11 protein-coding genes are annotated in these 12,709 nt (G+C 57.8%); 6 read left to right on the forward strand and 5 right to left on the reverse strand.

The window, feature by feature from the left end; all coding sequences use genetic code 11:
• Nucleotides 1–184: 184 nt before the first annotated feature.
• From ACXHXG_RS27235 to ACXHXG_RS27245, 3 genes are all read right to left on the reverse strand, one after another.
• Nucleotides 185–1,246, reverse strand: coding sequence for a porin (locus ACXHXG_RS27235; RefSeq protein ID WP_457901346.1), 1,062 nt, complete (start codon nt 1,244–1,246; stop codon nt 185–187).
• A 685-nt stretch (nt 1,247–1,931) separates the two neighbouring features.
• On the reverse strand, nt 1,932–2,330 hold the full coding sequence (locus ACXHXG_RS27240; RefSeq protein WP_260304293.1) for a DUF1236 domain-containing protein: 399 nt from the start codon (nt 2,328–2,330) through the stop codon (nt 1,932–1,934).
• Nucleotides 2,331–2,481: 151 nt separating this feature from the next.
• Nucleotides 2,482–2,967, reverse strand: coding sequence for an Lrp/AsnC family transcriptional regulator (locus ACXHXG_RS27245; protein WP_104827337.1), 486 nt, complete (start codon nt 2,965–2,967; stop codon nt 2,482–2,484).
• Between the two features lie 170 nt (nt 2,968–3,137).
• Between ACXHXG_RS27245 and ACXHXG_RS27250 the strand changes: the two genes are divergently transcribed.
• From ACXHXG_RS27250 to ACXHXG_RS27270, 5 genes are read left to right on the forward strand one after another with little or no spacing between them, the layout of a single operon-like run.
• On the forward strand, nt 3,138–3,917 hold the full coding sequence (locus ACXHXG_RS27250; protein ID WP_260304295.1) for an ABC transporter ATP-binding protein: 780 nt from the start codon (nt 3,138–3,140) through the stop codon (nt 3,915–3,917).
• A gap of 45 nt (nt 3,918–3,962) precedes the next feature.
• Nucleotides 3,963–4,733: a transporter substrate-binding domain-containing protein gene (locus tag ACXHXG_RS27255; protein ID WP_457901347.1), complete on the forward strand. Its 771-nt coding sequence runs from the start codon at nt 3,963–3,965 to the stop codon at nt 4,731–4,733.
• A gap of 12 nt (nt 4,734–4,745) precedes the next feature.
• On the forward strand, nt 4,746–5,471 hold the full coding sequence (locus tag ACXHXG_RS27260) for an ABC transporter permease (protein WP_260304297.1): 726 nt from the start codon (nt 4,746–4,748) through the stop codon (nt 5,469–5,471).
• A 12-nt stretch (nt 5,472–5,483) separates the two neighbouring features.
• Nucleotides 5,484–6,173, forward strand: a complete 690-nt coding sequence (locus ACXHXG_RS27265; protein ID WP_457901348.1) for an ABC transporter permease — start codon at nt 5,484–5,486, stop codon at nt 6,171–6,173.
• 56 nt (nt 6,174–6,229) lie between these two features.
• Nucleotides 6,230–7,138, forward strand: a complete 909-nt coding sequence (locus tag ACXHXG_RS27270) for a homocysteine S-methyltransferase family protein (RefSeq protein WP_457901349.1) — start codon at nt 6,230–6,232, stop codon at nt 7,136–7,138.
• Between the two features lie 624 nt (nt 7,139–7,762).
• Here the strand turns inward: ACXHXG_RS27270 and ACXHXG_RS27275 are convergent.
• Both ACXHXG_RS27275 and ACXHXG_RS27280 read right to left on the reverse strand, forming a co-directional pair.
• Nucleotides 7,763–10,381 carry a beta strand repeat-containing protein gene (locus ACXHXG_RS27275; protein ID WP_457901350.1) on the reverse strand — a complete coding sequence of 873 codons (2,619 nt, stop codon included), beginning with the start codon at nt 10,379–10,381 and terminating at the stop codon, nt 7,763–7,765.
• Between the two features lie 365 nt (nt 10,382–10,746).
• Nucleotides 10,747–11,439, reverse strand: coding sequence for a hypothetical protein (locus ACXHXG_RS27280; RefSeq protein WP_457901351.1), 693 nt, complete (start codon nt 11,437–11,439; stop codon nt 10,747–10,749).
• Between the two features lie 442 nt (nt 11,440–11,881).
• Here ACXHXG_RS27280 and ACXHXG_RS27285 point away from each other — a divergent pair, with 442 nt between their 5' ends.
• Nucleotides 11,882–12,706, forward strand: coding sequence for a bifunctional allantoicase/(S)-ureidoglycine aminohydrolase (locus ACXHXG_RS27285; RefSeq protein WP_457901352.1), 825 nt, complete (start codon nt 11,882–11,884; stop codon nt 12,704–12,706).
• Nucleotides 12,707–12,709 lie beyond the last annotated feature (3 nt).

Genomic DNA, 12,709 nt, shown 5'->3' on the forward strand with positions numbered 1-12,709 from the left:
TTTGGTGGCTGGATTGTCAAGGATGACAATGGGCGCCTGCGCCCTTGAGGACAGCAGACACCATTAAAGCGCATGATCTAGCGCAGTTGCGCGCTGCGGAAGTACTTACGTGCAGAACAGAAAAAGGCCCGGAGGGAAACCGGGCCTTCTCCCTTTTCTGATCGGAGGTCAAATTCAGATCAGATTAGAAGCTACGCTCGAAGCGGAGGATACCAGCCCACTGATCTTCGTTGATCGAATCCCAGTTGGTGTAGGTGACTTCCGGTTCGATGAGCAGGTTCTTGACCGGGTTGAACTTCAGGTTCGTCGTAGCGGAGAAGATCTTCGAGTCGGTATAGGCGACCTGGAAGTTCCACTTCAGCTTTTCGTTGATCGGAACGCTTGCGCCGCCCCAAACTGCCCAGTCGCCCCAGCCGATACCGGAAGCGTCGCCGCCACCGTTCGCGCCAGCGTACTTGTTCAGCTTGTCGCCGTCGGTGTTCCAGCCGCCCATGACGAAGGCAGAGAAGACGCCGAAGTCGGCATCGACACGAGCCTTGATAGCGCCTTCTTCGACGATGGAGTCATAACCACCGACGACCTTGAAGGACCATGCGCCAGCCTTGTAGCCAGCACCGGCAACGACGTCCGGAGCGTAGTGATCCGAGCTGTCTTCGCCGTTGGAGCCGGTTGCGCCAACGCCGGAATTGGTGTCTTCCAACGAGATCACAGCCGTGAAGCCGTTGCCGGCGTCGTAGTTGTAGGTGATCTGGTTGAGTTCGTACGGACCGTCATAGACCACGTCGTCGTTGATGACGTCGCCGGCGTAACCGGTGAATACGTTGAACTGCGAGTCTTCCTTACCGATGGTGAAACCACCGAGGCTGATGCTGCCGTGGAGGAAGTTGGTGCTCGTGGAGCCGCCTTCCTGCCAATCCCAACGCAGTTCCGTGTTGGTCTTCAGCGGACCGTATTCGGTGTCGGTAGCCGTCTGAAGCTGCAGCTCGGCGCGGGTGTGCCAGAGCGTGCCACGAACGTTGTTCGGGTTGTAAGCGTCGTACCATTCACCTTCGGTACGAACCTTGCCGCCGATCTTGAGGCAGGTTTCGGTGCCCGGAATGAAGAAGTAGCCAGCGCCGTATGCGTCGCAGATGCGAACGTATTCGAGCGGCTCCGGTTCAGCAGCGACGACAGCGTCAGCCGCGTGAGCGCCGGAAACTGCTGCAAGCGCAGCAGCGGAGCCGAGAAGAAGGCTCTTGATGTTCATTTTGTCTCCAATCTGTGTGCCTGATCGGAACGACCCGGAGATTATCCGTTACGTTCATTCATCCGGCTGTTCCCTTTGAATCGAAAGTTCGTGAACTTCCGGGCGCACGATAGCCAGAGAAGCTCCGTAGCCAACACAATATTTTGATAAATCCATGGGAATACGCTGACATAAACCTGTCATAGATGCAGAAATGCATCAGTAAATTAAGAATAACTGAATATATAATGCCAAATATGCCGGTAGAAATATTCAGAAACATACGCACTGTACGTATAATTATAGATATTGTACTTACAATACTTATCAATAGCGCCCATATTGTAAGGCGATATTATCATTTTTTCGTCAAGTTATTGCACAAAATGATTTCTCTGGGCTGCAAAAGCGTCGCCGATACTGCCTCCATGGGTTGTCAGGAATGAATGCTGCCACGACCGGCGCAGGCGCCAAGCGCTGAACTTTTCGGAAAACAAGCGGTAACCAATAAGGGGCGTCACAGCCCTCAGGCATAAGCGCAAGCTTACAAATAGCAGGAGGCACCAACTTTCGCCTGCCCTAGCCGCCGGGACATGGCGGACTAAGCGCCGAGAATCTGGTCGATGAGGGAATTGGGTAAAAGCGTCCGGCATCTATGCGCGAGCCGGCAGAGGAAGGACCTCCGGCAGAGGCCCTTCCGGTAGGATTAATCGAGAATTTTGACAACCTTGCGCGTTTTCGGCTGGATGATGACACGCTGATGGTTGACGACGGCATAGGCGTAAGTCGGGTTATCCGGAACCGGCGTTACGACAACGGTCTCGGGGAGCGGCTGACCGACGACGACTCTTTCTTGTACGACGGCTTCAGCCGGAGGCATCGGCTGCTCTTGCACATAAGTGACAACCTTCTGTGGCGGCGGATCGATCGCGGTACCGACAATAGCGCCCGCAACACCACCGACTGCGGCACCCACCGGGCCACCGACAACTGCTCCGGTAACCGCGCCACCCGCGGCCCCAGTGACCGTCGAGGACTGCGCAAAGGCTGAACCAGCGAGAAGGCCGAAGGCGGCCGCTGCTGAAACGATGAGTTTCGTATTCATAGCATTCTCCTTTCCTTTTCGGCTCATGTGAGCTGGAAGGGGAATGACTACTGCATCCGAAAGTTCCTTTGCGGAGTTACCTGCAATTATCACAAGTTGCGCCACGGCGATAGAATTCGTGAGAAGTCCGTCGGTGACGGCATCTGCGACTCTATTTGTTGTCATCATCCCCGGTCGCCAACGGGACGACCAGACCGAGCTTGACGTCTCGCAAGACTACATTGGTATGCATGCGTCGGATCTGCGGGTTTTCCGCCATGATCAGCGCAGCGATGTCGTCATAGTGTTCGACGTCCCGAGCCGTGATGATGGCAATGAGATCAACTGCGCCCGTGACATAATAGACCTGTTGGATGTGATCCTGCTTCTCCGCCCAAAGGCGGAACTTCGCAAGCGCATCGTAATTATCCCGCTCGATTTCCATCCCGGTGATGAATACCATGGGCGTGCCAGTCGCCTTGCGGTCAACGACGGCGACTTCCGCTTTGATGATCCCCTCCTCGCGCAGGCGTTTCAGGCGCCGTTGCACGGCCGAGGTCGAAAGCCCCACCCTTTCGGCAATGGTTTCCGCCGTTAGCTGGCAATTGCGCTGGATGATCTCGAGAATATCGCGATCAAAGCGATCCAGTTTTTCCATCCTACCCCCAGACCGTGGTCGTGAATTGCCCGGCAATACCGGCATTCTGTCACATTTGATGCATATGAAACAAATTTCTGCATATATTATGCAAATCAATCAGAATTTGCGCGCAAAAACGGCACATATACGCGATATTCTCCGCAAATTATTTTTACTCGGAACCGCGTATGACAGAACCGCCTCTCCAAGCTCTTCATGTGGATGATCTTCACAAGAGCTTTGGTCCCCATGAAGTCCTCAAAGGCGTTTCGACGAAAGCCAAAAAAGGCGATGTGATTTCGATCATCGGTTCGTCAGGCTCCGGAAAAAGCACCTTTCTGCGCTGCATCAATTTGCTGGAAATACCGGATCGCGGGCGTATCGTCGTGAACGGCGAGGAAATCGCCTTAAAGCGCAACCGCGGCGGCCAGATGCAGCCAACGAACTGGCGGCAAGTCGAACGGCTGCGCACCGGTCTCGGCATGGTCTTCCAAAGCTTCAATCTCTGGGCACACCGAACCGTACTCGAAAACATTATCGAAGCGCCGGTTCATGTCATGGGCGTTGCCCGCCGGGAGGCCGTCGAAAAGGCGGAAGCCTTGCTCGAAAAAGTCGGACTTTACGAAAAGCGACATGCTTACCCCGCCTTCCTTTCCGGCGGCCAGCAGCAGCGAGCCGCCATTGCCCGGGCGCTTTGTGTCGATCCCGCTGTCATGCTGTTCGACGAGCCGACGTCGGCACTCGATCCCGAGCTGGTCGGCGAGGTGCTGAAGGTCATCCGCGACCTCGCGGAAGAGGGCCGAACCATGCTGCTCGTCACCCATGAGATGCGCTTTGCCCGTGACGTCTCCAGTCATGTTCTCTTTCTGCATCAAGGACGGGTCGAAGAAGAGGGTCCGCCGCGGCAGATCTTCGATGCCCCCTTGAGTGCCCGCTGCCGGGAATTCACCGGCGCACTCAGCCACTGATCCCTCCCCGCTTTCACAAACAACAACATCAGGAGAATCCAAAGAATGAAACTGCCCCTGCTTCTTGCCGGCGCCATGCTTGCCGTTTCTGCCTTTACGGCTCAGGCCGACGTTCGTTTCGGCATTATGAACGAATCCTATCCGCCCTTCTTCGCCAAGGATGCCTCCGGCCAGTGGCAAGGCTGGGAGATCGACCTGATGAATGCCGTCTGCGATCAGATGAAGGAAAAATGCTCGATCGTCGAACTCTCCTGGGATGGCCTCATTCCAGCCCTGCAGAGCAAGAAGTTCGACGTGATCTGGTCGTCGATGTCGAACACCGTGGAACGCTCGAAAATCATCAACTTCACCGATAAATATTACAACACGCCAAGCACCCTGATCGGCCCGAAAGACCAGAAGCCCGGCGCAACCGCCGACGATGTGAAGGGCAAGACCATCGGCATTCAGGTTTCGACCATTCAGTCCGACTACTTCAATAAGTACTTTGCCAAAGTCGCGGATCAGAAAACCTATCAGACCCTGGACGAGGCATTCCAGGATCTCGCCGCCGGCCGCATCGATTATGTTTTCGGCGATTCGCTGGCTCTTGATGCCTTCCTGAAGAGTGATGCCGGCAAGGATTGCTGCGCCAAGATGGGCGACGTCGCCGACGACAAGGAAATTCTCGGAGCGGGCGTTTCCGGTGGTTTGCGTAAGGAAGATACCGACCTGAAAGCCAAGCTCAATGCCGCGATCGCCGCGATCCGTGCCAGCGGCAAATACGACGAAATCACCAAGAAGTATTTCGACTTCGACATCTACGGCGCAAAGTAAGCGATCTCGACGATGGCGGCCGCTCCACAAGGTATCTTCGACCTGCTCTCTCCCTATCCGCCCGGGTGGGGTGGTGTGCTGCTCGTGGGTGCGGCCTCCACGATCGCCATCTCCGCCGGCGCGTTTATAATCGGCCTCCTGCTCGGGGTCGGAGGCGCGCTTGGCAAGCTTTCCGGCAACAGGCCGCTCGGCCTGTTGCTCAATCTTTATACGACAGCGGTCCGCGCCATTCCGGAATTGATTCTGATCGTCGGGCTCTATTATGCCGGAATGGATGGCCTGAACCGGCTCTTGGCTGCGCTCAATCTGCCTGCGATCGAAGTGAACGGCTTCGTCGTCGCCGTCGTCGTACTCGGCATCGTGCAGGGCGCCTACATGACGGAAGTGCTGCGCGGCGCGATCCTCGCAATCCCCGCCGGTCAGATCGACGCAGCGAAGGCCTTCGGCATGGGGCCGATGCTGCGTTTCCGCCGCGTCATCCTGCCGGCACTCTTGCCGAATGCCCTGCCGGGCCTTGCCAATCTGTGGATGTCGATCACCAAGGACAGCGCGCTGGTCGCCGTCGTCGGCTATCAGGAACTGGCGCTCGCCACGCGCCTCGCCGGCGCGAGCACCAAGCATTATTTCATCTTCTTCCTGGCCTCCGCCTTTCTCTATCTCGCCCTCACGCTCGCCTCCAATGTCGTCTTCAATCTGATCGAGCGCCATGTGCGGCGCGGTCAGCCGAAACCTGCCTGAGGAGCGAACGGCATGACCTTCTCATGGATCGCCTCCTATTGGCCGCTTCTCTTGGCAGGCGCTGCACAGACGGTGACGCTGCTGGTGATCTCGGTCGTCTTCGGCTTCATTGTCGCTATCGGCCTTGCCTTTGCGCAGGTGAGCGGCGGTCCGCTGACGCAACTTCTTGCCCGAAGCTACTGCACCTTCTTCCGCGGCACGCCTCTGCTCATCCAGCTCTGGCTTCTCTATTACGGCGTCGGTTCGCTACTGCCGATGATCCCCGGTATCCGTCAGAGCCTGTTCTGGCCGATCTTGCGCGAGGGCTTCTTCTTTGCCGCCCTGAGCTTTACGCTGAACTATGCTGCCTACGAGGCGGAGGTGTTGCGAGGTGCACTGCTCGCAGTGCCGAAGGGGGAGTTGGAAGCAGGCCGTGCATTTGGGATGCGACCCTTCACGCTGACCCGGCGCATCTGGCTGCCGCGCGCCATTCGCATCGCCTTGCCGACGATCGGCGGCGAAATCGTCATGCAGCTCAAGGCGACACCACTCGCCTTCACCGTCACGGTGATGGATCTCTACGCTGTCGCCAGCAAGGTGCGTCAGGACACGCTGCTGGTCTACGAGCCGCTGATCGTCGTTACCGTCTTCTATCTCATTCTCACCGCCATTATCGCACGAGCCTTCCGCCACTTGGAGGCGCAGGTGCCGGTGCGGCGCTAGCACGCAGGAAGGTCATGCCTTTGCGCAGACCCGACGCATTTACGGAGACCCTACCCATGAGCAAACTTTCCATTCTCGATGGCGGCATGAGCCGCGAACTCCTGCGCCTCGGGGCCGAACTGAAGCAGCCGGAATGGTCAGCTTTAGCGCTGATCAATTCCCCAGACATCGTTCGAAAGGTCCATGAGGAATTCATCGCTGCCGGCTCTGATGTCGTCACCACCAACAGCTATGCCTTGGTACCCTTTCACATCGGCGAGGAACGGTTTCAGAAGAACGGTGCGTCGCTGATCAGGCTCTCGGGCCAATTGGCGCGCGAAGCCGCCGATGCCGTCAGCAACCGGGAAATTCTGGTTGCCGGTTCGCTGCCGCCGATCTTTGGCTCCTACGAGCCGCAGAACTTCGATCCTTCGCGGGTGCAGACCTATCTCAAGGTGCTGGTTGAAAATCTAGCGCCCTATGTGGACGTATGGCTTGGCGAGACCCTCAGCCTGATCGCCGAAGGAGAGGCTGTGCGCACCGCGGTTGCCGCAACGGGGAAGCCATTCTGGATCTCGTTCACGCTGGCCGATGACGAGGCACAGGTCAAAGGCAGCGAACCGAAGCTGCGCTCCGGCGAACGGGTGGAAGATGCGGCGATCTGGGCGGTCTCGTCCGGCGCGAAGGCTCTCTTGTTCAACTGCAGCAAGCCGGAAGTGATGCAGGCGGCGGTCGAAACAGCGGCTCGCGTGTTCAAAGATAAAGGCTCTGCGCTTGAGATCGGCGTCTATGCCAATGCTTTTGAAGGCGAACAAGGTGATTCGGCGGCCAATGAGGGCCTCCATGATACCCGCGAGGATATGACCAGCGACACCTATTCGCGCTTCGCCTGCTCATGGGCAGAAGCTGGTGCGACCATGATCGGCGGCTGCTGCGGCATCGGAGCAGAGCATATCCACCGGCTGACAAGGGCGCTCCTGCGCTGAAACTCGCTGCGCAATGACCAGAATCGGCTCGTCATGCTCTATGATCCGACCGCAAGCGGCGACAAATTCGCGCGGCGATGGAACAATTCGCCCCTGCGGATGTTGAACTGTCAGTTGGCAGGCGCGCGCACTGACCAACTGTCTCCAAGCCGAGCCCGTCGTTGGTAGCGCCCCTGCCAGCGGCGGGTTTTCTCAGGGCGCCCCCAGGCATTACCCGGAGCTGAAACTGCGGTGGCCGGACAAAAGCCGTCATTCAAACATCCTAACCGGACGACATGGATCAGCGTCCTTGAGAGACCGGGAGCAGTTGCTGTTAAAACCGGTCGGCGCGCTTAGGTTTAGCTGGATATTCAGCCTTGAGTAGTATAAAATTAGCAAGCGGACAAGTTTCCCCGACGCTTGGGCGCGCTCAGTGAGCCGTTATGCGGTCTCCCGGCTCTACCTTGCCCCACAAGGTAGAGCCGCTTCTCTATTCCACGAGCAAGAATGCTGATGGCAATGGGACGCTCAGGTGGCTTTCAGCCGAAATAGCCTTCCAAATTGAAAACTATTCGAGGAAGTGCCGCCGTCCGTCGTCATCATTTCGCGGAAACCGCAACGTTTCAGCAATCACAGACGTCATAGTCAGCTATAAGCAGCATAGGCCGCAATGATCGCCGCAATTTGCTCGGAGTCCAATGCCTGTGCCTGGGTTGTCGTGATAGCGTATAGCTGCTCGCTGGAGAGCACGGAAATATCAGAGGTTGATAGTCCTTTTATGCCTCGGGTGCTGATGGCTTCGATTTGCTCGGTCGACAACGCCTCGATATCCGTCGACGTCAGAGCGCCAATCTCCGCCGAGGTCAGGGCGGCGATCTGCGTGCTCGACAATGCACCGATCTGCGCCGTCGATAGCACCGCGACCTGACTGGTGGTCAGAGCCGCGATCGAGGCTGACGCCAGCGCGGCAATCTGCGTTGTGGAGAGTGCGGCCACGGCGACGGTGCTCAGAGCCGCAACCTGCTTCAGACTTAAGGCGCCCATCTGCGTCGAACTCAAGACGTCGATCTGCTGGGTCGTGAGCGCAGCAATCTGGCTGGATGTCAGAGCCGCGATCTGCGCCGTCTTCAAGGCGGCGATCGTGCTGGTGGTGAGCAACGCGACATTATCGGTGGAGAGCTTCGACAGAGCGACCGAGCTGAGGGCTCCAATTTGGCTGCTCGACAGCGCCGCTATATCCTCCGTCGAAAGGGCACCAACCTCTGCGGCAGAAAGAGCGGCGATCTGCGTCGTCGTCAACGCACCGATCTGTGTCGTCGATAGCGCTGCAATCTCATCGGTGGTCAGCCCCGCGATCGAGGCGGTCTTCAGCGCGGCAATTTGCGTGGTCGAGAGCGCGGCCACAGCGGCGGTGCTCAGAGATGCAACCTGCTTAAGGCTCAAGGCGCCGATCTGTGTCGAACTCAAAACCTCGACCTGACCGGTCGTAAGCGCCGCGATCTGGCTCGATGTCAGCGCAGCGATCTGGGCCGTCTTCAAACCAGCGATCGTGCTGGTGGTGAGCAATGCGACATTACTGGTAGAGAGTTTCGACAGAGCGACGGAGCTGAGGGCTCCGATTTGGCTGCTCGACAGCGCTGCAATATCCGCAGACGAAAGAGCACTGGCCTCTGTGGCAGAGAGAGCCGCGATCTGCGTCGTCGTCAACGCACCGATCTGTGTTGTCGACAGCGCCGCGATCTGACTGGTGGTCAGGGCCGCGATGGAGGCTGACTTCAGTGAAGCGATTTGCGTGGTCGACAGTGCAGCCACGGCGACGGTGCTCAGAGACGCGACCTGCCTCAGACTCAAGGCGCCCATCTGTGTGGAACTCAAAACGTCGATCTGACTGGTTGTGAGCGCAGCGATCTGGCTGGAGGTCAACGCCGCGATCTGTGCCGTCTTCAAGGCGGCGATCGCGCTGGTGGTGAGCAACGCGACGTTACTCGTCGTGAGCTTCGACAGCGCGGATGAGCTGATTGCCCCGATCTGGTTGCTAGACAGCGCCGCAATATCCGCCGAGGAAAGGGCGCCGACCTCTGTCGCAGAGAGAGCTGCGATCTGCGTGGTGGAGAGTGCAGCGATCTGCGTTGTCGACAGCGCCGCGATCTCACTGGTGGTCAGACCCACGATCGCAGCAGTCTTCAGCGCGGCAATTTGCGTGGTGGAGAGTGCAGCAACGGCGGCGGTGCTCAGAGATGCAACCTGCTTCAAGCTCAAAGCGCCGATCTGCGTCGAACTCAAAACGTCGACCTGATTGGTCGTAAGCGCAGCGATCTGGCTGGACGTCAGGGCGGCGATCTGCGCCGTCTTCAACGCGGCGATCGTGCTGGTGGTGAGCAATGCGACATTATCGGTGGAAAGCTTCGAGAGGGCGACGGAGCTGATGGCGCCGATCTGGCTGCTCGACAGTGTCGCGATATCCTCGGTCGAAAGGGCACTGACCTCTGTGGCAGAGAGAGCCGCGATCTGCGTCGTCGTCAATGCAGCGATCTGCGTCGTCGACAGCGCCGCAATCTCACCGGTGGTCAGACCCGCAATCGAGGCAGACTTCAGTGAAGCGATTTGTTCGGTCGAGAGTGCGGCCACAGCCTCGGTGCTTAGAGCCGCAACCTGCTTCAGACTCAAGGCACCGATCTGTGTAGAACTCAAAACGTCGATCTGCTTGGTCGTGAGCGCAGCGATCTGGCTGGATGTCAGTGCCGCGATCTGCGCCGTCTTCAACGCGGCGATCGTGCCGGTGGTGAGCAACGCGACATTATCGGTGGAGAGCTTTGACAAAGAGGACGAGCTGATGGCCCCGATTTGGCTGCTCGACAGCGCCGCGATATCCTCCGTCGAAAGGGCACCGACCTCTGTCGCAGAGAGAGCGGCGATCTGCGTCGTCGTCAATGAACTGATCTGCGTCGTCGACAGCCCTGCGACCTGAGTGGTGGTCAGCGCCCTCACTTCGACCGTGGAGAGGCCTCCAATTTGGACCGATGAAAGAACCGCCAGTTGATCCAGCCCCAAGCCCACAATGGCGCTCGGCGAGATGGCCTTCATTTGTTTCGTCGAGAGAACAGCAATGTCTTCCGTACTCAACACGGCGATCTGCGTTGAGGTAAGCGCGTTGATTTGGCTAGTACCCATCGCCGCGACGTCGTCTGTGGTCAGAGCAGCGATCGTTGCGGTGGAAAGAGACCGGATTGCACTGGCGGACAGAGAAGAAATGATTGAAGTCATAAACGAGCGTTCCAAATGTTAGCTTGATCACGCCTTGCTTGTCCGCCCCATCAAGCCGCCACAGCGGCTTTCGGATAGTGGGCTGCGACGCTGGCAGAGGCGCAGGAATAAACGCAACTGCGAACTAGCTGACTGCTTTTAATTTCATAGTGCCCGCGCGACTCGCTAGGATGTTTCTTACAAGTATCCGTAGCAGTGGCACCTGATCCGAAGCTTGCGCGAGGCGCGATCCATCGATTGCGTGGTTCTCATGGAAAAACGCGGCACCGGGATCGCCAGCCCCGATCGGGGCTGGCGTTTAATTTCGCGACAGAGACAGCAGCCCGAGGGGTACGTGGCTAGCCCGTGGGCGCTTTAGCTGCCTGTTACGGCTGCTTGCGAACTGCTCCAACGACCAGTCGACCGGCGCTTCCGTCGGACAGTTTCACCTTCCCCCATCCGGACATGAGGTCCGGCGCTCTCGTGACCTCGGCCTGGCCTGTGCGACCGTCCGAGCATTTGACCGGAAGAGTGACTGTCGGGCGCCGATCCTTGGGATCGTAGGTGCCGGAACATTTCACAGAATGGCGCGACGATTGAACCGAGAAACGTCCGCCTTCGCGCGAGGCTATCGTGGAGCCTTTGAACGTCTCACCAGAGTCCATTTTCGCTGAAACCGGAAGAATTATGTCGCCTTGTCCATGGCTCTGAGGCTTGAGCGGGCCTGAACCGGCGATCCTCAAGGCCTTCATGATGCTTGGAGCCATGACGTGACCCTGGACAAACTGAACGTAATCCTCATAGGGGATAGCTCCCTTCGCGTAAGCAGTGAGGACACGGCGGCAGAACTCAAGACGGACATTGGCCTCTGAAACGCCCATCAGTTTCGCAAGCTTCTGTTGCGCGTCCGGGTTGATGCCACCGTGGCTGCATGCCTGGATGTTCCAGTTGAGAACAGTGGCATCGCTCAGTTGATTTCGATCATATTCATACCCGCCCTTGGTCGTGACCGGTCCGGCGCTTGCGGATGCAGAAAGAGTCGCCACAGTGATAGCCACCAGAATCATAAGCTTTTTCATTCCGAACCTTTTCTCAAAGTATGCCTAGCGCGCGCATCGCTCTCAGATGAGATTTCAACGACGGGCAAAAACAGATATTTTAGAATTCGACGCGTCGGTCCCGATTTTGACCGCGGCCGCCACTATTCCTTTAAGTTGTTTCTATTTCAACTTGCTCCACCCATTTTATCCCCTTATGCGGGCATTAATTTTCGAAGTTAGATCGAGATTTTCGGCTCATCGGAGACCATCACCCTTCTGGTCCAGCCGCTGCGTCCGAGACGCTTTGAGCATCCAGGAGAGATCGACGCGCCATCATGATAAACGGGTAGGAAAGTTTGCCGCAGAACCATCGGCGACTGGACAAGCCCGCCGGATATAGGCAAACCGATATCATGTTCGCCACATCCTGACGCCCTCGATCAGGCGAAGATCATAGGCGCCATATTTCGCGGAGTGCAAAATGACAAAACCGACCTATTTCGCGCCGAAAGGCGGCTCTCCGGCGCAGACTGACCTTCTGACCGGCCGCGCGGTCTTTACCGAAGCCTATGCTGTGATCCCCAAGGGTGTGATGATGGACATCGTCACGAGCTATTTGCCTTTCTGGGAAGGAACACGCCTTTGGGTGCTCTCGCGCCCGCTCTCCGGCTTCGCGGAAACCTTCTCGCAGTACATCATGGAGGTCGCCCCAGGCGGCGGCAGTGAGACGCCGGAATCGGATCCGCACGCCGAAGGGGTTATCTTCGTTTTGGAAGGAGAGGTGACGATCGAGTTGGGGGGAGACGTTCATGTGCTCCATCCCGGCGGCTACGCCTTCTTGCCACCCTCGAGCGGTTGGCAACTTCGCAATCATGGATCGGTCGCCACGCGATTCCACTGGATTCGCAAGGCCTATGAGACCGTTCCGGGCCTGGACGCGCCAGAGCCAATTTTCACCAATGAGCAGGAAATTGCACCAACACCAATGCCTGGGACGGACGGGAAATGGGCAACCACCCGCTTCGTCGATCCACTAGACCTGCGCCACGACATGCACGTCACGATCGTGACTTTCGAACCCGGTGCCGTCATCCCGTTTGCGGAAACCCATGTGATGGAGCATGGTCTCTATGTACTCGAGGGCAAAGCCGTTTATCGGCTGAATCAGGATTGGGTCGAAGTCGAGGCTGGCGATTTCATGTGGCTACGCGCCTTCTGCCCTCAGGCCTGCTATGCTGGAGGGCCGGGGAAATTCCGCTACCTCCTTTACAAGGACGTCAATCGCCATATGAAGCTGTCCCGATAACAA

This window comes from Rhizobium sp. LEGMi-198b, from assembly GCF_054114205.1.